20 protein-coding genes are annotated in these 19,123 nt (G+C 70.4%); 14 read left to right on the forward strand and 6 right to left on the reverse strand.

Going from position 1 to position 19,123, the window contains the following annotated elements; genetic code table 11:
- Positions 1–239: 239 nt before the first annotated feature.
- The 6 genes from ASF53_RS14630 (at position 240) to ASF53_RS14655 (ending at position 5,647) form a co-directional block, all read left to right on the forward strand.
- A complete protein-coding gene (locus ASF53_RS14630) occupies positions 240–944 on the forward strand; it encodes a Crp/Fnr family transcriptional regulator (protein ID WP_056199598.1) in 705 nt (234 codons plus the stop codon).
- An 84-nt stretch (positions 945–1,028) separates the two neighbouring features.
- Positions 1,029–2,114: an ABC transporter ATP-binding protein gene (locus ASF53_RS14635; protein WP_056199601.1), complete on the forward strand. Its 1,086-nt coding sequence runs from the start codon at positions 1,029–1,031 to the stop codon at positions 2,112–2,114.
- Positions 2,111–3,034 (forward strand): ABC transporter permease, encoded by a 924-nt coding sequence (locus ASF53_RS14640; RefSeq protein WP_156635553.1) that lies wholly within the window; start codon positions 2,111–2,113, stop codon positions 3,032–3,034. The genes ASF53_RS14635 and ASF53_RS14640 overlap by 4 nt, the downstream gene beginning before the upstream one ends.
- Entirely contained in the window at positions 3,031–3,807 is a 777-nt protein-coding gene (locus tag ASF53_RS14645; RefSeq protein ID WP_056199606.1) for an ABC transporter permease subunit, read from the forward strand. Before ASF53_RS14640 ends, ASF53_RS14645 begins: the two co-directional genes overlap by 4 nt.
- A gap of 57 nt (positions 3,808–3,864) precedes the next feature.
- Entirely contained in the window at positions 3,865–4,569 is a 705-nt protein-coding gene (tmk, locus tag ASF53_RS14650; protein WP_056199608.1) for a dTMP kinase, read from the forward strand.
- The gene (locus ASF53_RS14655; protein WP_056199611.1) at positions 4,559–5,647 is read left to right on the forward strand and encodes a DNA polymerase III subunit delta'; all 1,089 of its coding nucleotides are present in this window, start codon (positions 4,559–4,561) and stop codon (positions 5,645–5,647) included. The genes tmk and ASF53_RS14655 overlap by 11 nt, the downstream gene beginning before the upstream one ends.
- A gap of 39 nt (positions 5,648–5,686) precedes the next feature.
- On the opposite strand, the gene ASF53_RS14660 is transcribed toward ASF53_RS14655, so the two are convergent.
- Positions 5,687–5,887, reverse strand: coding sequence for a hypothetical protein (locus ASF53_RS14660; protein ID WP_056199615.1), 201 nt, complete (start codon positions 5,885–5,887; stop codon positions 5,687–5,689).
- A gap of 298 nt (positions 5,888–6,185) precedes the next feature.
- Between ASF53_RS14660 and ASF53_RS14665 the strand changes: the two genes are divergently transcribed.
- From ASF53_RS14665 to ASF53_RS14680, 4 genes are all read left to right on the forward strand, one after another.
- Complete coding sequence (locus ASF53_RS14665) at positions 6,186–6,401, forward strand: hypothetical protein (RefSeq protein WP_056199618.1); 216 nt, start codon at positions 6,186–6,188, stop codon at positions 6,399–6,401.
- A 197-nt stretch (positions 6,402–6,598) separates the two neighbouring features.
- The gene (metG, locus tag ASF53_RS14670; protein WP_056199621.1) at positions 6,599–8,167 is read left to right on the forward strand and encodes a methionine--tRNA ligase; all 1,569 of its coding nucleotides are present in this window, start codon (positions 6,599–6,601) and stop codon (positions 8,165–8,167) included.
- Positions 8,168–8,222: 55 nt separating this feature from the next.
- Complete coding sequence (locus tag ASF53_RS14675) at positions 8,223–9,020, forward strand: TatD family hydrolase (RefSeq protein ID WP_056199624.1); 798 nt, start codon at positions 8,223–8,225, stop codon at positions 9,018–9,020.
- Positions 9,021–9,050: 30 nt separating this feature from the next.
- Positions 9,051–9,872 (forward strand): MBL fold metallo-hydrolase, encoded by an 822-nt coding sequence (locus ASF53_RS14680; RefSeq protein ID WP_056199627.1) that lies wholly within the window; start codon positions 9,051–9,053, stop codon positions 9,870–9,872.
- A gap of 6 nt (positions 9,873–9,878) precedes the next feature.
- Here ASF53_RS14680 and ASF53_RS14685 read toward each other — a convergent pair whose 3' ends face one another.
- The 4 genes from ASF53_RS14685 to ASF53_RS14700 all read right to left on the reverse strand — a co-directional run bounded on the left by ASF53_RS14685 (position 9,879) and on the right by ASF53_RS14700 (position 13,726).
- Positions 9,879–10,271, reverse strand: a complete 393-nt coding sequence (locus tag ASF53_RS14685) for a group III truncated hemoglobin (protein ID WP_056199630.1) — start codon at positions 10,269–10,271, stop codon at positions 9,879–9,881.
- Positions 10,272–10,338: 67 nt separating this feature from the next.
- On the reverse strand, positions 10,339–11,142 hold the full coding sequence (locus ASF53_RS14690) for an SGNH/GDSL hydrolase family protein (RefSeq protein WP_056199633.1): 804 nt from the start codon (positions 11,140–11,142) through the stop codon (positions 10,339–10,341).
- Positions 11,143–11,514: 372 nt separating this feature from the next.
- Entirely contained in the window at positions 11,515–12,531 is a 1,017-nt protein-coding gene (locus ASF53_RS14695; RefSeq protein WP_056199635.1) for a sensor histidine kinase, read from the reverse strand.
- A gap of 262 nt (positions 12,532–12,793) precedes the next feature.
- A complete protein-coding gene (locus tag ASF53_RS14700; protein WP_056199638.1) occupies positions 12,794–13,726 on the reverse strand; it encodes a DMT family transporter in 933 nt (310 codons plus the stop codon).
- 139 nt (positions 13,727–13,865) lie between these two features.
- Between ASF53_RS14700 and ASF53_RS14705 the strand changes: the two genes are divergently transcribed.
- The 4 genes from ASF53_RS14705 to ASF53_RS14720 are packed head-to-tail and all read left to right on the forward strand — an operon-like array spanning position 13,866 to position 18,655.
- On the forward strand, positions 13,866–15,362 hold the full coding sequence (locus ASF53_RS14705; RefSeq protein ID WP_082482732.1) for a protein adenylyltransferase SelO: 1,497 nt from the start codon (positions 13,866–13,868) through the stop codon (positions 15,360–15,362).
- Between the two features lie 7 nt (positions 15,363–15,369).
- Positions 15,370–16,194, forward strand: a complete 825-nt coding sequence (locus tag ASF53_RS14710) for an SDR family NAD(P)-dependent oxidoreductase (RefSeq protein ID WP_056199640.1) — start codon at positions 15,370–15,372, stop codon at positions 16,192–16,194.
- Between the two features lie 2 nt (positions 16,195–16,196).
- Complete coding sequence (locus ASF53_RS14715; RefSeq protein WP_056199643.1) at positions 16,197–17,147, forward strand: alpha/beta hydrolase; 951 nt, start codon at positions 16,197–16,199, stop codon at positions 17,145–17,147.
- Entirely contained in the window at positions 17,144–18,655 is a 1,512-nt protein-coding gene (locus ASF53_RS14720) for a flavin-containing monooxygenase (protein WP_056199645.1), read from the forward strand. Before ASF53_RS14715 ends, ASF53_RS14720 begins: the two co-directional genes overlap by 4 nt.
- Here ASF53_RS14720 and ASF53_RS14725 read toward each other — a convergent pair whose 3' ends face one another.
- On the reverse strand, positions 18,656–19,123 hold the full coding sequence (locus ASF53_RS14725; RefSeq protein ID WP_056199647.1) for a DUF2721 domain-containing protein: 468 nt from the start codon (positions 19,121–19,123) through the stop codon (positions 18,656–18,658).

Genomic DNA, 19,123 nt, shown 5'->3' on the forward strand with positions numbered 1-19,123 from the left:
CCCCGCCGTTCTTCGGCTAAGTGCTTCTCGGTCCGGTCTTTTGGCACCTGACAGCCACGCGAATCGCCCCGCCGGGGCGACGCGTTCGGGGCGTCGGGCCTGCCCTCAGGCGGCAGCGGAGCTGGCCGGGCGTCCACGCCGTCCACGTCAATCGTCCGGCTACCGCGCCCGGCGACTTGACCCGCCCCGGCCGGAGCCTCACCATTCAGTCTACGCGCGTAGACTAAGGTACAAGAGGCGTGGCGACAGGCCGGTTGGCGAGCATCCCGTTCTTCAAGGAACCGGGTGTCGATCTTTCCCCATTCGAGACGCGCTGCCATTGGCGGCGCTTCGACGAGAATGAGACGCTCGTCGATTACGACGACATCTCCACCGACGTGTATTTCCTCGCCATGGGGGAAGTGCGGATCCTCAACCGGTCACAATCCGGCAAGGAAGTGATCCTCGGCGAGATGCGCGTGGGCGCCTTCTTCGGCGAGCTGGCGGCGCTGGATGGCATCGGCCGCTCGGCCAACGTCACGGCGCTGACCCGGGGCGAGGTCTGCGTGGTGCCCGCCCCCGTCTTCCGCCAGATCGTCTTCGCCTCCGAGGTCATCGCCGACCGGCTGTTCCGCCTGCTCGCCAAGCGCGTGCGCGAGCTGAACACGCGGCTGATGGAGCACGCGCTGCTCGATCTGCGCCACCGGCTCTACGCCGAGCTGCTGCGCCTCTCCGTGCCGCGGGCCGGGCAGGGGAGTGATTCCGTGGGCGAACGGGTGGTGACGCCGCCGCCCTACCACCACGTGCTGGCCGCCCGCATCGGCTGCCGCCGGGAGCAGGTGACCCGCGAATTCACGGTGATGGCGGGCGAAGGCCTGATCGACCGCACCCGCGGCGCCCTCGTCATCCGCCGCCCCGACCTGTTGGAGGCTCGGGTGCAGGAGGCACTGCGGGAAGACGCCTAACCTCCCCGAGACGGGCACTTCTCAGGGCACATTTCCCAATCTCCGTCGCCGAGATCCGTCGCGGCACTGGTCCGAAGATCCATCTTGCACGCCAGCACTCTCCTTCCGGACCAGAGGCTCCGCCTGGAGCGGGTCACCAAGCGCTTTTCCGCGCATACGGCCGTCGATGCGGTCTCCCTCGACCTTGCGGAGGGTGAGTTCTTCTGCCTGCTCGGCCCATCCGGCTGCGGCAAGAGCACCCTGCTGCGGATGGTGGCGGGGTTCGAGACGCCGGATTCCGGCACGATCCGCCTCGGCGAGACCGACCTGACGGCGCTGCCGCCGCACCGGCGGCCGGTGAACATGATGTTCCAGTCCTACGCGCTGTTCCCGCATATGAGCGTGGCGGCCAATCTCGCCTACGGCCTGAAGGGTCTGGGCCTGAGCCGGGCGCAGGTCGCCGGGCGGGTGAAGGATCTCCTCCGGCTCGTGCGGCTCGAAGGCTTCGAGGCGCGCCGCCCCGATAAACTCTCAGGCGGCCAGCGCCAGCGGGTGGCCCTGGCCCGGGCGCTCGCCCGCGAACCCCACCTCCTCCTCCTCGACGAGCCGCTCGGCGCCCTCGACCGGGCCCTGCGCGAGGAGACGCAAGGAGAGTTGCGGGCGATCCAGCAGCGGCTCGGCACGAGCTTCGTCGTCGTCACCCACGATGCCGAGGAAGCGATGGCGCTCGCCGACCGGATCGGGGTGATGGAGCGCGGACGCCTCGTGCAGGTGGGGCCGGCGCGCGCGCTCTATGAGCGGCCCGCGAACCGCTACGTCGCGGGCCTGCTCGGCGACGTGAACCTGATCGATGGCCGCCTCGGGCGGGCCGAACCCGGCGGGATCCGCAGCGTCGAGACGGCGTTCGGCCTCCTGCGCGCGAGCGGCGAGGGCGAGGCCGGCAACGCGGTCGTGATCGCGATTCGGCCCGAGCGTCTGGTCGTGCGCGGGGAGGGGGCGATGGAGGGGCTGTCCGGCCTTCTGACCGAGGCGACCTTCCTCGGCGACCGCATTCGCTACCGGGTCGAGATGGCGAACGGAACGAGCTTGCGCGCCTCCGCCGCCCTGCCGACGCCCGGCCCGATCCCAACGGTTGGCGAGACCGTCACCCTCGGGGTGCCTGCGGAAGGCGCCTGGATTCTGCCGGCATGAGCGGCATGCCGCAGCGCCTGGGGCGCGGTCTCGTCCGGGGGCTGCCGCTGCTGTGGCTGGGGTTGTTCTTCCTCGTGCCCTTCGCGGTGACGCTGAAGATCAGCTTCTCCTCGCCGGCCACCGCGCAGCCGCCCTACCTGCCCGTGCTCGAATGGGAGGGCGGCCTGGAGGGCTGGCGCGAGTTCTTCGAAGCGCTCGACTTCCAGAATTACCAGATGATCGCGGCCGACGCGCTCTACCGCGACGCTGCCCTCTCCTCGCTGGGCTATGCCGCGCTCGCCACCGCGATCCTCGTCGGGATCGGCACGCCGACGGCCTATGCCATGGCCCGCGCCTCGGCCCGCTGGCAGCCGATCCTCGTGGCACTCGTCATCGTGCCGTTCTGGACGAGTTTTCTGATCCGGGTCTATGCCTGGATCGCGATCCTCAAGCCCGAGGGGCTGCTCAACGCGGCCCTCCTGAAACTCGGCCTGATCGCCGCGCCGCTGCCGATTCTCGATAGCCCCTTCGGCGTGCTGATCGGCCTCGCTTACGCCTACCTGCCCTTCATGGTGCTGCCGCTCTACGCGGTGATGAGCCGGCTCGATCCGGCGCTCACCGAGGCCGCCGCCGATCTCGGCGCGTCGCGGGCGCGGGCCTTCTTCACCGTCACCCTGCCGCTCAGCCTGCCCGGCCTCGCCGCCGGGGCGCTGCTCTGCTTCATCCCGATGGTCGGCGAGTTCATCATCCCCGATCTGCTCGGCGGCTCCGACACGCTGATGCTCGGGCGCGTGCTGTGGAGCGAGTTCTTCTCCAACCGCGACTGGCCGCTCGCCTCCGCCGTCGCGGTGCTGCTGCTGATCCTCGTGGTCGGGCCCGTGGTGCTGTTCCGCGAGGCGGAGCTGCGCCGCGAGGAAGCGGTGGAGGGGCCCCAGCGATGAGCCTCTTCGCCCGCTCGGCGCTGACCCTCGCGCTGGCCTTCCTCTACGCGCCGATCCTCGTGCTGGTCGCTTATTCCTTCAACGATTCGAAGCTCGTGACCGTCTGGGGCGGGTTCTCGACGCGCTGGTACGGGGTGCTGTTCCGGGACGGCCCGTTGATCGCCGCCGCGCTCGTCTCGCTCAAGGTCGCCGTTCTCTCGGCCTCGATCGCCGGGGTGCTCGGCACGCTGGCCGCGCTGGCGCTCGACCGGCACGGGCGTTTTTGGGGGCGCGGCGCCTATACCGGCCTGCTCTACGCGCCGATGGTGATGCCGGAAGTCATCACCGGCCTGTCGCTGCTGCTGCTCTTCGTCGGCATCGGCCTCGACAGGGGCATCGCGACCCTCGTCATCGCGCACGCGACCTTTGCCACCGGCTTCGTCGCGGTGGTGGTGGGGGCCCGCCTGAAGGGTCTCGACCGCTCGCTGGAGGAGGCCGCCGCCGATCTCGGTGCCGGGCCGGCCCGTGTCTTCTTCGGCATCACCCTGCCGCTGATCGCGCCCGCGGTCGCCGCCGGGTTCCTGCTCGCCTTCACTCTGTCGCTGGACGATCTCGTGATCGCGAGCTTCGTCTCGGGGCCCGGCGCCACCACCCTGCCGATGCGGATCTACAGCCAGGTCCGCCTCGGGGTGAACCCGGAGATCAACGCCGCCTCGACCCTACTGATCGCCGCCGTCGGTGTCGTGGTGCTGGGCGCTTCCTGGCTCACGGGGCGCAAAGGCGCCATCGCTTGAAGCGATGGCCCTGGGAGCAGGTCGCGCCCCGTCTCCCACTGTGGTAGCCCGCAATCCATGTCGAGCGATGCGCCGCGGGGCGTCTTCATCACCTTCGAGGGCGGGGAGGGGGCGGGCAAGTCCACCCAGATCGCGCGCCTCGCCGAAACCTTGCGCAGGGTGAGCGGGCGCGAGGTCGTGACCACCCGTGAGCCCGGCGGGACGGAACGGGCGGAAGTCCTGCGTGCGGCGCTGCTGCGGGGCGTGGCCAAGCCCTATGGGCTCTTCGCCGAGGCGCTGATGTTCGCCGCCGCCCGGATCGACCACATCGAGAACTTGATCCGCCCGGCCCTGAACCGCGGCGCGATCGTGCTGTGCGACCGCTTCTCGGATTCGACCCGCGCCTATCAGGGCGCGGCCGGCGGCCTGGACCCGGCGCTGATCGACAGCCTGGAGCGGGTGACGCTCGAAGATTTGCGGCCCGATCTCACCCTGATCCTCGATCTGCCGCCCGAGGCCGGCCTCGCCCGCGCAAGACGGCGCGGGGCGGGCGAACCCGCCGACCGCTTCGAGGCCGAGGGCATGCGTTTCCACGAGCGGCTGCGGACGGCCTTCCGCAGCATCGCCGAGGCCGAGCCGGAGCGCTGCCGTATCATCGATGCGGATCTCGGCCCCGATGCGGTCGAGGCCGCCATCGCCGCCACCATCGCCGCCCGGTGGCCGGATCTGCTGCCGGCCGCGGGCGAAGGGCAGGGGCAGGAGGGACAAGGTCATGCGGCCTGATTCCCGCGCTGCCCGCGACGCCCGCACCGAGGCCGAGGCGGGTGATCTCGCCCACGTCCCGCGCCCGCGCGAACAGACCCGCCTCCTCGGGCATGGTCACGCGGAAGCCGCCTTCGCCGGGGCGCTGGCCGCGGGCCGGCTCCATCATGCGTGGCTGATCGGCGGTCCCGCCGGCATCGGCAAGGCGACCCTGGCCTACCGAGTCGCGCGCCGGCTCGTGGCCGACCCGCGCACGCTCCCCTCCCCCGATTCCCTCGACGTGCCGGAGGACCACCCGGCCGCGCGGCAGGTGATGGCCCTGTCGCACCCGAATCTGGTCGCGCTGCGCCGGGTCCAGGCGCCGGGCGCCAAGACGCTGCCGACCCGCATTTCGGTCGATGCCGCCCGCGAGGCGCTGAGCCTGTTCGGATCCACCGCGGGCGGGGAGGGCGGCTGGCGCGTCTGCATCGTCGACAGCGCCGAGGATCTGAATGCCAGCAGCGCCAACGCACTCCTGAAGATGATCGAGGAGCCACCGCCCCGCGCCATCTTCCTCATCGTCTCCCACGCGCCGGGCCGCCTGCTGCCGACCATCCGCTCGCGCTGCCGGGCGCTGGCGCTGCGTGCGCTGCCCGAGGCGGATGTGCGTGCGGTGATCGAGGGATTTCCGGCGCCCTTCGCCCGACCCGACGCGGCGGCTCTGGCGCGGGCCGTCTCGCTCTGCGAGGGCTCGGTCGCCCGCGCGGTGGCGCTGCTCGACCCCGCCACCGCCGCGGTCGAGGCGGAGGTCTCGGCCCTTCTCGCCGGCCTGCCCGAGCCGGACGGGCGGCGCGTGCTCAAACTGGCCGAAACGCTCGCGGGCCGCGACGCCGAACCCCTGCTCGCCACCGTTCTCGATGCGATTCAGCGCTACGTCGCGGCGGAGATCGACCGGCGGCAAGGGGAGGGCCCAGCCCGGCTGCTGGCGCTGGTGGAGGCCGCCGAGCGCATCGCGTCCTCGGCCCGCGAGGCCGCGATCTACAATCTCGACCGCCGGCCGCTGGTGCTCGCGGCCTTCCGGGAGTTGGCGGCGGCAACGAGGCTTCCGTCGCCGGCCTGATGGGCGGGAAAGTGCGTCGACCGGATCGAGCGCGGGTCGTTAGATCAAAGCCGTGATGAGGGTAGTGGCACCGATCAGGGCCACGCAGGCGCCGATTTGCACGGCACGAAAGATCTCGGCAGACGGCCGTCGGTTGTCGTTCGCAGCGCGGCGGCACGAGCGCAGCATGTAACGGTCGAGATTCGGCTCCGGAAGCTCGATCCATTGCTCGTCAGGCTGGCGAACCTTGGCGATTGACATGAAAACCGTCCTCGAAGTCATCGGCGAGGGTGAGCTGACGCTTGTGGCCCACGCTAGAACCTTACCGGCCGGTCGCAGCGCCGCCGAGGATTAACCCGATGATCACAGCCGTGTCCATGCAAAATAGAACAAGTTGCTAGGTATTATAGCACCATAATGCAAAATGCTCAGGGCTCAGGCCTCGCGGCGCTCGATATATGCGTCCAGCGAATATCTGGCATTTGGTGCTTGGTATACCAGAACGGCCCCGTTGGTGGCACATACGCTGCAACGCAACAAACCGCACGGGATGCCCCCCATGATCTCCCTGGCTCTGCTCGCCGCCCTCACCGCCGGTCTTGTCAACATCGCTCTGGTCGCCCTCGTGGCCAACCGTCTGGGTCCGAAGGCCGATACCGCTGCCGCCGGCGAGTTCGTGGCCGTCGGCGGGGCCGCGCCCGCTTCCGCGAAGCGCGCCGCCGTCAAGATCGGCAACGAGAACGTCCTGCCCGTCGGCGCCCAGCGCGCCGCCTGAGCGGCCTCGACCCGACACGAACGCCGCACGTCCAAAGAGCCCTGCCGGGTCCCGGCAGGGCTCTTTTGCATCTGCGTAAGGAACGCGGCGTCGGCCGAACGCGAACGGTGCGGTACCCGGCAGGCCGGTTGCGTCGCGGGACGTTGCGCGCCACAAGGCATGACAGTCCGACCTTCGCATCCGGGACATCTTCTGACGTGAGCGCGAGCGAGAAGGCGAACGAGCCCTTCCTCATCACCACGGCGATCTCTTACCCGAACGGCGTGCCGCATATCGGCCATGCCTACGAGGTGATCGCCACCGACGCCATCGCCCGCTTCCACCGCCTCGACGGGCGCGACGTGCTGTTCACCACCGGCACCGACGAGCACGGCCTCAAGATCCAGCAGACGGCCTCCCGCGCCGGCGTGACGCCGCGCGCCTTCGTCGATGACATGGCCGGGCGCTTCAAGGCTGTGGCCGACCGGCTCGACTGCACCTACGACCGCTTCATTCGCACCACGGAAGCCGACCACTATGCCGCGGCCCAGGAGCTGTGGCGGCGGATGGAGGCCAACGGCGACATCTATCTCGCCAAATATGCCGGCTGGTACTCGGTGCGCGACGAGGCCTATTACGACGAGGCCGAGACCGTGCTCGGCCCTGACGGCAACCGCCGCTCGATCAAGACGGACACGCCCGTCGAGTGGATGGAGGAGGAGAACTATCTCTTCCGTCTCTCCAAGTACCAAGAGCCCCTGCTCAAGCTCTACGCGGAGCAGCCGGACTTCCTGGCGCCCGAGACGCGGATGAACGAGGTCGCGAGCTTCGTACGCTCCGGCCTCAAGGATCTCTCGATCAGCCGCACCACCTTCGATTGGGGCGTGCCGGTGCCGGACCGGCCGGGCCACGTCATGTATGTCTGGGTCGATGCCCTGACCAACTACCTGACGGTGACGGGCTTTCCCGATGCGGAGGCGCCGAACGCCCGATTCTGGCCGGCGAGCTTGCACATCATCGGCAAGGACATCGTCCGCTTCCACGCGGTCTACTGGCCGGCCTTCCTGATGTCGGCCGGGCTGCCGCTGCCCAAGCGCGTCTTCGGCCACGGCTTTTTCCTGAGCCGCGGCGAGAAGATGTCGAAGTCGCTCGGCAACGTGGTCGATCCGCTCGATCTCGTCGGCACCTACGGCGTCGATCCGGTGCGCTACTTCCTCCTGCGCGAGGCGCCGTTCGGCAGCGACGGCAATTACGACCACGAGGCGATCATCAACCGCATCAACGCGGACCTCGCCAACGACCTCGGCAACCTCGCCCAGCGCTCGCTCTCGATGATTGCGAAGAACTGTGAGGGCACGGTGCCGGAGCCCGGTGCCTTGACCGAGGCCGATGAACGCCTGCTCGCTGCCGCCGCCGCCCTGCCGGAAAAGGCGCGGGGGCTGATGCAGAATCTGGCGCTCCACGCGATCCTAGCCGAGTTCTGGGCCGTGGTCGGCGAGGCCAACCGCTACTTCGCCTCCGAAGAGCCGTGGAAACTGCGCAAGTCCGATCCGGCGCGCATGAACACGGTGCTCTACGTCACGGTCGAGACCCTGCGCCGGGTCGGCCTGATGGTGCAGCCCTTCGTGCCGACGGCGGGTGCGGCCTTGCTCGACCTGCTCGCCGTGCCGGTGAACGCACGCAGCTTCGCCTTTACCGGCGCGGAGCACCGCCTGCAGGGCGGCACGGCGCTGCCCGCCCCGGCCCCGATCTTCCCCCGCTTCGAGAAGCCGGAGGCGGCGGCCTGACGCGGCCGCTTCCTTGCATCGCTCCTTCCTTTCAAGACAATCCGCCAAAGAGACCATGCTGGTCGACAGCCACTGCCACCTCGATTTCCCGGACTTCGCGCAGGACATTCCGGGTGTGATCGCCCGCGCGGCCGAGGCCGGCGTGACGCGCCTCCTCACCATCTCGACGCGGGTTGCCAAGGCCGACAGCTACCGCGCGATCGCCGAGGCGAACGCAGCGGTCTGGTACACGGTGGGCACCCACCCACACGGCGCCGCCGAGGAGCCGGACGTGCCGGCCGACACCATCGCCACGCTGGCCGATACGCCGCGCTGCGTCGGCATCGGCGAGGCGGGGCTCGACTACCATTACGAGGACGCCGCGCCGGCAGCGGCGCAGGAGCGGGTGCTGCGCGCCCATATCGAGGCCGCCCGCCTCTCCGGCCTGCCGCTGGTGATCCATTCCCGTGACGCCGACGCGCATATGGAGGCTGTGCTCACCGACGAGATGGCGCGGAAGCCCTTCAAGGCGGTGCTGCACTGCTTCTCGTCGGGTGCGCGGCTGGCCGAGGCCGGGGTCGAACTCGGTCTGTCGGTCTCGTTCTCCGGCATCGTCACCTTCCGCCGCTCGGACGCTTTGCGCGACATCGCCCGTGCCGTGCCCCTCGATCGCATCCTGGTCGAGACCGACGCACCGTACCTCGCACCCGAGCCGCATCGCGGCCGGCGCTGCGAACCGGCCTACACCGCCGACACCGCCCGCGTGCTGGCCAAGGCGCTCGACCTGCCCTTCGAGGACTTTGCTCGACACACGACGGCCAACTTCTACCGGCTGTTCTCCAAGGCCGCGGCGATCGAGGGCGTGAGCGCATGAGGATCGTGCGATGAGGCTGGGGGAGGGCGCATGGCGAGTCTGACCCTGCGCATCCTCGGCTGCGGCTCGTCCGGCGGCGTGCCGCGGGTCGGGTACGGCTGGGGCGCCTGCGACCCGTCCGAGCCGCGCAACCGCCGCCGCCGCTGCTCGCTGCTGGTCGAGCGCCGCCAAGCGAGCGGGAACGGGCAAGGGGAGGGCGCCACGACGGTGCTGGTCGATACCTCGCCGGACCTGCGCGAGCAGCTCATCGATGCCGGCGTCACCCGCCTCGACGCCCTGCTCTACACCCACGCCCATGCCGACCACACCCACGGCATCGACGATGTGCGCCCGCTCGTCATCCACATGCACCGGCGCATCCCGGTCCATGCCGATCCCCTCACCCATGCGCTGCTCATGAAGCGCTTCGGCTACGCCTTCGAGACGCCGCCGGGCAGCCTCTACCCGCCGATCCTCGACCTGCACGAGATGCAAGCGGACGAGCCGCTGACCATCGCGGGCGCGGGCGGCCCGATCGTGGCGGACGCCTTCCGCATGGAGCACGGCAACGAGATCGCCCACGGCTTCCGCTTCGGCCCCGCCGCCTACGCGCCGGACGTGAGCCTGATGCCCGAGGCGGCCAAGGCCCGCCTGCACGGCCTCGACCTGCTCATCATCGATGCCCTGCGCGAGACCCCTCACCCGTCGCATTACTCGGTCTCGGACGCGCTCGCCCTGATCGAGGAGGTGGCGCCGCGCCGCGCCATCCTGACGAACCTCCACACCGATCTCGACTACGCGACGCTGGCCAAGAAGCTGCCCGACCACGTGGTGCCGGCCTATGACGGGCTGACGGCAACCATCGATCTCTGAAGAGAATCAGGGCCTTACGGTCCGCATCTCCGGCCGGAAGAACAGCCCGGCCTTGAGGCTGTCGCCGATGCGATGCGCCCGCTCGACGATCTCCGCCGCGATCTCGGGCACGAACACCTCCCCCGCGGTCTCCTCGAACAGGCCGAGCCAGCGCGCGAAATGCGTGGGCGCAATGCCCGTGATGCCGAGGTGGCGGCCGAACGGGTTGCCCTTGTAGCGCCCGGTCTTGAGCAGCACCGAGGACCAGAAATCACGGATCGTGGCGAGATGGCGCGGCCACGCCTCATCCGGGATCTTTGCCGCGAAGACGGGGCCGATCAGCGGATCGCGGCGCACCCGGGCGTAGAAGGCGTCGAGGAAGACGGCCAGAGCCGCCTCAGTCAGTTCGGCCTGCTTCATGCGACAGCGCGGGGTGTAACTGCGCGGGGAGGGGGCTTCATGGTTGCGAAAGCCACCCCTGCCCCGGTCAGTTCCGGGCGAGCGAGGGCTGGATCAGGCCGGCGCCGACGAGGATCTGGGCAGCGGCGGCCTTGGCGAGCTGGCGGTAGCCGGCATCGGTCATGTGCAGACCGTCAGGGCCGATCATCTGAGCCGGGGTCATCAATCCGTGCGAGACCCAGGACTGCATCAGGGCGCGGCGGCGGATCACCGGCACGCGGAGTTCGGTGGCGAGCGCGTGCAGCGCCTCGCCGTAGCGCTCGGCCCCATCCATGCCCGAGAGCTTGCTGCACCATTGCTGGTCCATCAGCACCACGTCGGCCCCCGTGGCGCGGATCGCCAGGATGCCCGCGCGGGTCAGTTCGACGAAGCGCTCCAGCGGCACTCCGGCGAGCGGATCGTTGCTGCCGGTCTGCCAGACAACGAGGTCCGGGCGCTCGGCCAGCACGTCGCGCTCCAGGCGCCGCGCCATCGCCTCGGCGGTGTCGCCGCCCTTGCCGCGGTTGATCACGGTGATCGAGCGCCGGCTCGATGCGCCGATCTGGAGGCGCTCCTCCAAGTCGCGCTCAAGCAGGGCAGGGTAGGCCATGGCCGGGGACGAAGCGCCCGCCCCTTCGGTCGAGGAGGAGCCGAAGGCCACGATCCGCACATCGCCGTCGCGCCCGAGCATGGAGGCGAGCCGGGTCAGCTTCGTCGGCAGGCGCTCGACGGATGCCGGCATCTGCGGCGCCACGACCGGCGGCGCATCGGGCTGCGCGCGGGCACCGGACAGGCCGAGCGGGCCGGCTAGGGCGGCTGCGAGGAGGAGACCGGAGAGCGGGCGGTTGAACATGGCGAAACGTCTGGATGCCGATTCTGTTTCCCGATGTCTCCGGCTGTTGCCCGATGATTGTGACGATTGCGAGGGGTTTGCCCCAATCCGTGCGGCGCAGGCCGGATCGGCATCAAAGGGGCGAAAACCGGGAAATGGCCTGGGATTTATGGTTAACAGATGCCTACCAGGACACCTACGCCCACCTTCATGTTCCATAATATATCTTATGCGAACAGCTTTGATGGGCTGTCGGAGACGGGATCGGGTGGCCGATCGACGGCCTGAGACGCCCCCAAAACCCCCATGCCGGACGCATCGACCTGCATCGGGCTTCCGACTCATGCGAAGGCGCCCTGCCCCGGCCGAATGCGACGGCTCGAGCCCGCTCCGTCAGGCGGCCGTCGGGCCGGTGACGAAGACGAGGCGCACCACCGTGCCGCCCTCGTTGGCGTAGGTGAGCGTGCCGTCGAGCTGGCCGGCGAGCCCCTGAACGATCCGGAAGCCGAGACTGCGGCTCGTGGCCGGATCGAAGGTCGCGGGGATGCCCGGCCCGTTATCGGCGATGCTGAGCAACGCCTGCCCGGCGCCGAGGGTTTCGAGCCGGATGGTGATGGTGCCGCGCTCGGTCCCGTGGAAGGCGTGTTTGAGGGCGTTCGTCACCACCTCGACCACGAGGAGCGACAGGGTGGTCAGGCGGGCGAGATCGAGGCGCACCGGCGGCGCATCGACGAGGCAGACGATGTTGCGCGCGCCCGTCGCGTCGAGCAGGTCGGAGCAGAGTTCCTGCAGGTACTGGCCCACGGGCTGGTCGGCCCGCGCCGGGTCGTAGAGGCGGCGATGGATCCGCGCGATCGTCTGTAGCCGGGCCTGCGCCTCGTCGAAGACGGCGGGCGCCTCCTCCGGATGGTCGATGACCTTGCGCTTCTGAAGGGCGAGAAGGGCCGCCACGAACTGCATGTTGTTGGCGACGCGGTGCTGCAGCTCCTGAAACATGGTGCGCTGCTGCTCGTAGAGCTGCGCGCTCACCGCCCGCTCCGCGCTCAGCCGTTCGCCCGCGACGCGCATCAGGTGGATGAGCGTGATGTCGACCGTGACGATGAAGGCATAGAAGCCGAGCGCCAGGGCGGTCTGCGCATCGAACCGAAAGATGTTCGCCTCGCCGATGAAGAAGTACCACGCGGCCAGCCCCGAGAGCACCGCGCAGACGATCCCCGGCCGCCGGCCGAAGAAGAACGTCGTCAGGATCACCGCCGGAAAGAAGGTCAGGAACGGGAAGCCCGGCGGCAGCACGTCGTCGAACGCGTGGCGCAGGGTGATGGCGATCCCCGTCGCGCCCAGGGCGGCGATGTCGCCGAACCACGGCGGCACGGGCAGCCGTCCGGCGGCAGGGGCGAGGAAGGACGGCATCTGGAGGGGGAGGGCCCGAAATGTGATTCGGACGAACTCTATCTGGTTTTCAGGCTCGATCTGTGTCCCGCCCACCGCGGTGCAGGTTTTTCCGTCTGTCGTTCGGGCCGGGGCGGATGAGATGAGGTTCGTTGTCTTCACCGCTTTTGCACGCCCGGCGGACATCCCTTTCGGCGCAGGGCGATCTATTGCGGGATTGGCTGCGGACGGAGCAGCGCCCTCTCCCTCGCCTCTCGTTGTACTTGCGGCTGCCCCTCCCGGTTCAACGGCCTGGGGACCGTGCCGCGCGCCGCCCGGCGATCTCGGCGATGAGGATGCCGCCGAGCACGAGGAGCAGCGCCAGCGTCTCGGCCCCGCCGAAGGGTTCGCCCGCCAGCAGCACGGCGAGCCCCGCGCCGAAGACCGGCACGAGGTTCACGAACAATCCGGCCCGGTTCGGGCCGATCAGCTCGACGCCGCGGATGAAGGACAGCTGCGCCAGCAGCGAGGGTCCGAGCGCGACGAAGGCGACGATGGCCCAGGCCGTCGCGGTGGCGGGCCAGATCGCGCGGCCGAGCGCCCATTCGGCGGCGAGCGGCGGCAGCGACGTGAGAAAGGCGGCCAGCGCCAGCGCGGTGAAGAAGGCGAGCCCCGAGACGGCGGGGCGCCCGGCCAGCGCCACGGTGTAGCCGGCATAGACGAGGCTTGCCGCGAGCATCAGCCCGTCGCCGCGGTTGAGGCCGAGATGGGCCAGCACCGCAAGATCGCCGTGAGTGGTCGCCACCGCCACGCCCACCAGGGTGACGGCGGCGCCGATCACCTGCCCTGCCCTCACCGGCACGCGGCGCACGGCAAAGTTCAGTGCCATGACGAAGACGGGAACCGCCCCCTGGATCAGGGCCACGTTGACCGCGCTGGTATAGGTGCCAGCGGCGTAGAACAGGCTCGCGAAGATGGTGAAGCCGCAGGCACCCATCAGGAACAGGTAGGGCCAGCGCTGCACCAGCCGGTCCCGGTCCGCCAGAACCTGGCGGCGCGCCACCACGAGCAGCACCGCGAAGGCGAAGGCCCAGCGCAGGGTGGTCAGCACCTGCGGCGAGACCTCCCCGACCGCCCACTTGCCGGCCACCGTGTTGCCCGCCCAGAGCAGGGTGGTCAGCGTCAGGATCGGGTAGGCCGCCGCGGAGGCGCGGGTGCCGGCGGTGCCTTGGGTCACGCTGGATGATCCGTGTGCGAGGCGCGTTCCGGTTCGATGCCATGCCGCGCCGGCCCCGGAATAGCCAGGGGGGAGGGCTCGGCAGCCATTCGGTGAAGGGATCGCCCCTCCCCGCCGCCGGGTTCGGCCTTTCGTCGGCTTGACGTTCCCCCTCGCCTGCCCGACTCCTCCCGCCACACCGGACGGAGCCGAACCCCTGCCCGCTTTCAAACCCTCGCGCCGCCACGCCGATCTCGGGCCCGACTTCTACGACGTCGTGGCCCCGGCCGACTTCCCCGCGGCGATCCTGCGCTATCGCAATCACGCGTGGGCGCGGCGCGTCGGGCTCGACGATCTGTCGGACGAGGCCTGGATCGCGCATTTCGCGCGCTTCACGCCCCTGCCCGGCTCGTTCGAGCGGCCGCTGGCGCTACGCTATCACGGCCACCAGTTCCGCTCCTACAACGCGTATCTCGGCGACGGGCGCGGCTTCCTGTTCGCGCAGGCGCATGACCGGCGCGATGGGCGGCTGCTCGATTTCGGCACCAAGGGCAGCGGCACGACGCCCTGGTCACGCGGGGCGGACGGGCGGCTCACGCTGAAGGGCGGCGTGCGCGAGGTGCTCGCCACCGCCATGCTGGAGGCGCTCGGTGTCGAGACCTCGAAATCGTTCAGCCTGATCGAGACCGGGGAGGCGCTGGAGCGGGGTGACGAGCCCTCCCCCACCCGCTCGGCGGTGCTGGTGCGGCTGTCGCATTCGCACCTGCGCATCGGCACCTTCCAGCGCTTCCAGTTCCTCGAACAGCCCGAGGCGATCGCCCGCCTCGTCGGTTACGTGGTCGAGACCTACTATCCCGGCATCCAAGATGCCGAGCCGGCGGAGCGGGCGGCCCTGTTCTTCGAGGCGATGGTCGCGCGCGTCGCGCGGATGGGCGCGCAATGGATGGCCGCGGGCTTCGTCCACGGCGTGCTCAACACCGACAACATCAACGTCACCGGCGAGAGCTTCGATTACGGCCCCTGGCGCTTCGCTCACGCTCACGATCCGGCCTTCACCGCCGCCTATTTCGACGAATGGGGCCTCTACAGCTTCGGCCGCCAGCCCGAGGCTCTGTTCTGGAACCTGAGCCGGCTGGCCGATTGCCTGCTCGGCCTCGTGCCGAAGGAGCGGCTGGAGGCGGGGCTCAAGACCTTCGGCCCGGCGCTTCAGGACGCGTTCGCCGAGGCGATCCTGTTCCGGCTCGGGGTCACGCCCGCGCAGGGGGAGGGCGAGGGCGCGGTGCACCGGCTGGTCGGCGCATTCTGGGCCTTCCTCGAGAAGAGCCGCGCGCCGTTCGAGCAGGTCTTCTTCGACTGGCGCGGCGGGCTGGCGAGCGAGCCCCGCGCGGCCCGGAGCCCGGCCGGCGAGCACTACGCCAGCGACGCCTTCCGCCCGGTCCACACCGCGCTCCAGGCGATGCGCCCCGCGGCCAACGCCAACCTTGACCATCCCTATTTCGCCCGTGAAAAGCCCTGCACGATGCTGATCGACGAGGTCGAGGCGCTCTGGGCGCCGATCGCGGAGGCCGACGACTGGTCGGCGCTCCACGCCAAGCTGGCCGAGATCGAGGCCATGGCCGGGGCCTACAATACGCAAGCCCTCCCCCCGGAGGCCTGAGACGGGCATGGGACAGCGTTTCGTTCTGCGAGGGCGCACCGCCCTCGTCACGGGGGCAGCGAGCGGCATCGGCGCGGCCCTGAGCCTCGCGTTGGCGGAACGCGGCTGTGCTTTGGCCCTGGCCGACCGCGACGCGCAGGGCCTCGCCGAGACGGCGCGCGCCGCCCGCGCGGCCGGCGCCGCCGTCAGCGAACACGTCCTCGATCTCGCCGACCGGGCGGCGCTGCTCGCCCTGCCGGAGGCGGTCCGGGCTCGTCACGGGGGCCTGCATCTCCTCGTCAACAATGCCGGCGTGGCGCTCGGCGGCCGGTTCGAGGAGACGGACCCGGCCGACATCGATTGGCTGATGGATGTGAACCTGCACGCGGTGATGCGGCTGACCCATGCCTGCCTGCCGCTGCTGCAGGCTCAAGCACAGGCGCAGATCGTCAACCTGTCGAGCGTGTTCGGGATCATCGCGCCCGCGGGGCAGGCGGCCTACGCGGCGAGCAAGTTCGCCGTGCGCGGCTTCACCGAGGCCCTGCGCCACGAAGTCGAAGGCACCGGGCTCGGCGTGACGCTGGTGCATCCGGGCGGGGTCGCCACCGCCATCGCCCGCAACGCCCGCCGGCCGCGCAGCATGGATCCGGGGAAAGCCGCCGAGGCGCATCTCGCCTTCGAGCGCCTCCTGACCCTGAGCCCGAAGAAAGCCGCCGCGGCGATCCTGCGCGGAATCGAGACGCGGGCGCCCCGCGTGGTGATCGGCGCCGACGCCCGCCGTGCCCTACTGATCCAGCGCCTGATGCCGGTGCGCTACTGGTCGCTGATCCGCCGCGCCGTTCGGGACTCCTAACCATGGCGAGCCTGCGCGCCTACCTCTACGATCTCACCATCCGCCTCGCGGTGAAGGGGCGGCTCGGCAGCATCCGCGATGTCTACGCGATCCGCCGCGCCTTCGAGCGCGGCCGGTTCCCGACGCCGGCCGGCGTCGCCTTCACCCCCGGCGAGGTCGGCGGCGTGCCCGGCGAGTGGGCAGAGGCCCAAAGTGCGAAGATCGAAGGGGCGAGGACGGAAGGGGTCGGCGCGAAGGGCAAGCGGCCGACCCTGCTCTATTGCCACGGCGGCGGCTTCATCGCCTGCTCGGCGGAACTGTACCGCCCGGTCGCCGGGCGGTTTGCTCGAGCCGGCTTCCGGGTGTTCACGCCGGATTACCGGCTGGCGCCGGAGCACCCCTTTCCCGCGGCTGTCGAGGATTGCACATGCGTCTGGGCCGCGCTCGCGGAGGCAGGTCCGGCGGTCGTCGCCGGGGATTCCGCTGGCGGCAGCCTGGCGCTCGCGACGATCATCGAGGCGCGCCGCCTCGGCCTGACCCCGCCCGCGGCCGCAGCCCTTTTCTCGCCGGCCACCGACCTGATTGGCCGCAGCGCCTCGTTCCGCACGAATGGGCGGCGCGACGCGATGTTCCGCCCCGAAGCGCTGATGCGGCTGGTTCCGGCCTACCTCGCCGGGGCCGACCCCGCCGATCCGCGCGCCTCGCCGATCGAGGCCAACTTCGCGGACTTCCCGCCGCTCCTGATCCATGTCGGCGCCCGCGAGATCCTGCGCGACGATTCCCTGCGCCTCGCCGAGAAGGCGAAGGCCGCGGGCGTGCCGGTCGAGCTCACGGTGTTTCCCGTCGTGGCGCATGCCTGGCAGCTCGCCGAGAGCTTTCTACCCGAGGCCCGCCGCTCCCTCGACGGGGCAGCGCTGTTCCTGCACCGCGCCTTGGAAGCGAGCCCCCATCCCGAGGCGGAGGTCACGGCGTGAGCGAGGCGCCCCTCGATCTCGTCATCGTCGGCGCGGGCTTTTCCGGCCTCGCCATGGCGATTCGCGCGCGGCAGGCCGGGTTTCACCGCCTCCTCGTGCTGGAGAAGGCCGCCGGCGTCGGCGGCACATGGCGGGAGAACACCTATCCGGGGGCGGCCTGCGACGTGCCCTCGCAGCTCTACTCCCTGTCCTTCGCGCCGAAATCCGACTGGTCGCGCCTCTTCGCGCCGCAACCCGAGATCGCGGCCTATCTCGAAGGGCTCGTGGCCGAGTACGGCCTCGCACCGCTCCTGCGCCTGGAGACATGCGTGAAGCGGGCCGTCTTCGATGCGGCGGCGGGCCTGTGGCGGGTCGAGACCGATAGGGGCGTCTTTTCCGCCCGCGTGCTGGTCGGTGCCATGGGCGCCCTGCACCACCCTGCCCTGCCCCGCCTCCCCGGCCTTGAGCGGTTCTCGGGAAACGCCTTCCACTCGGCGGCCTGGGATCATGCCTGCGACCTGACGGCTAAGCGCGTCGGCGTGATCGGCACGGGGGCGAGCGCAGTGCAGTTCGTGCCCGAGATCGTCGGCCGCGTCGCCCATCTCACCCAGTTCCAACGCTCGGCCCCCTGGATCCTGCCCCGCGGCGACCGTCCGACCGGGCGCGGTCTCCGGCGGCTGATGCGGATCGCCCCCCTGCGCCGTCTCCACCGCGCCTCGCTGTTCTGGCGCCGCGAGATCGCGGCGCTCGCGGGCTTCACCCGCGTCTCGCGCGTGACCGCTTTGGCCGAAGCGTGGTCACGCCGGCACCTCGCGGCCTCGATCGCCGATCCGGCGGTGAGGCGACAGCTCACGCCCGATTACCGGCTCGGCTGCAAGCGGGTGCTGCTCTCCGACGACTACTATCCGGCGCTGGCCCGGCCCAACGCGAGCCTCGTCACCGCGCCGATCCGCGAGGTCCTGCCCCACGGCATCGTTACGGCGGACGGCGCCGAACACCCGCTCGACGTGCTGATCTTCGCCACCGGCTTCACCCCCGGCGGCAGCGTTCTGCGCACGGAGGTGATCGGGCGCGACGGCGTGAATTTGCTGCAGGCGTGGAAGGGCGGAGCGGACGCCTTCCGAGGCGTCTCGGTGGCGGGCTTCCCGAACTTCTTCCTGCTGCTCGGCCCCAATACCGGGCTCGGCCACAACTCGGTGCTGCTGATGGTCGAGGCGCAGGTCGCCCACGTGCTCGGCGCGCTGCAAAGGCTGCGCGACCAGACCGGCACCGTGCTGGAGGTGCGCCCCGAGGCCCAGGCGCGCTTCCGCGCCGAGGTTGATGCGCGGATGCGGGACAGCATCTGGACGCAAGGCGGCTGCGGCAGCTGGTATCTCGACCGCGCGGGGCGCAACCGCACCCTCTGGCCCGGGACGGTGGGCGATTACGTGCGCGGCACCGAGCGGATGCGGGCGGAGGATTACAGGCTCACCGATCCTCCAGGGCTTTGCCCTGGACCCACGAAAAGGCTCGCCCTTTCGAGACCCTGATTATTTTGGCCGATCCTGCTTGTGCTCGACCTCCAGGCGGATGCCCCGGCCGGCCAGGAGGATTTCGGCGAGGAAGGCCAGGATCGCCAGGATGGTGCAGGCGAGTGCGAGGCCGAAACAGGCGAACAGCACGGAGGCCGCGGAGGCGTCCCTGAGCGCGCCGACGAACAGGGTCAGCACGGCCGCGCCCGTCATCACGCCGCCGAAGCTCGCCAGCACCACCGCGACGTCGAGCAGGAGTGAGCGCTGGCGCAGATAGGCGAGGCGGCGGGCCAGCGTCGCCCGCGCCGCCTCGTCCGCGCCGGGCAGGCTGGCCGAAAGCGCATCGACCTTGTCGGCGACGCGGCCGAGGCGGGTCGAGAACACGTTGAGCAGGGTCGCCAGCGCCGAGAGCAGGAAGGCGGGGGCGAGCGCCACCTGGATGATATGGGCGATGCTCTCGGGATCGCCCGTCGCGCTCTGGAACAT

This window comes from Methylobacterium sp. Leaf123 (assembly GCF_001423405.1).
GTDB lineage: Bacteria > Pseudomonadota > Alphaproteobacteria > Rhizobiales > Beijerinckiaceae > Methylobacterium.

Bases quoted from the DNA above. Each gene is read 5' to 3' on its own strand.
- ASF53_RS14640 (WP_156635553.1), top strand. From the start codon at position 2,111: ATGAGCGGCATGCCGCAGCGCCTGGGGCGCGGTCTCGTCCGGGGGCTG.
- ASF53_RS14645 (WP_056199606.1), top strand. From the start codon at position 3,031: ATGAGCCTCTTCGCCCGCTCGGCGCTGACCCTCGCGCTGGCCTTCCTC.
- tmk (WP_056199608.1), top strand. From the start codon at position 3,865: ATGTCGAGCGATGCGCCGCGGGGCGTCTTCATCACCTTCGAGGGCGGG.
- ASF53_RS14655 (WP_056199611.1), top strand. From the start codon at position 4,559: ATGCGGCCTGATTCCCGCGCTGCCCGCGACGCCCGCACCGAGGCCGAG.
- ASF53_RS14660 (WP_056199615.1), bottom strand. From the start codon at position 5,887: ATGTCAATCGCCAAGGTTCGCCAGCCTGACGAGCAATGGATCGAGCTT.
- ASF53_RS14665 (WP_056199618.1), top strand. From the start codon at position 6,186: ATGATCTCCCTGGCTCTGCTCGCCGCCCTCACCGCCGGTCTTGTCAAC.
- ASF53_RS14675 (WP_056199624.1), top strand. From the start codon at position 8,223: ATGCTGGTCGACAGCCACTGCCACCTCGATTTCCCGGACTTCGCGCAG.
- ASF53_RS14680 (WP_056199627.1), top strand. From the start codon at position 9,051: ATGGCGAGTCTGACCCTGCGCATCCTCGGCTGCGGCTCGTCCGGCGGC.
- ASF53_RS14685 (WP_056199630.1), bottom strand. From the start codon at position 10,271: ATGAAGCAGGCCGAACTGACTGAGGCGGCTCTGGCCGTCTTCCTCGAC.
- ASF53_RS14690 (WP_056199633.1), bottom strand. From the start codon at position 11,142: ATGTTCAACCGCCCGCTCTCCGGTCTCCTCCTCGCAGCCGCCCTAGCC.
- ASF53_RS14695 (WP_056199635.1), bottom strand. From the start codon at position 12,531: ATGCCGTCCTTCCTCGCCCCTGCCGCCGGACGGCTGCCCGTGCCGCCG.
- ASF53_RS14710 (WP_056199640.1), top strand. From the start codon at position 15,370: ATGGGACAGCGTTTCGTTCTGCGAGGGCGCACCGCCCTCGTCACGGGG.
- ASF53_RS14715 (WP_056199643.1), top strand. From the start codon at position 16,197: ATGGCGAGCCTGCGCGCCTACCTCTACGATCTCACCATCCGCCTCGCG.
- ASF53_RS14725 (WP_056199647.1), bottom strand. From the start codon at position 19,123: ATGTTCCAGAGCGCGACGGGCGATCCCGAGAGCATCGCCCATATCATC.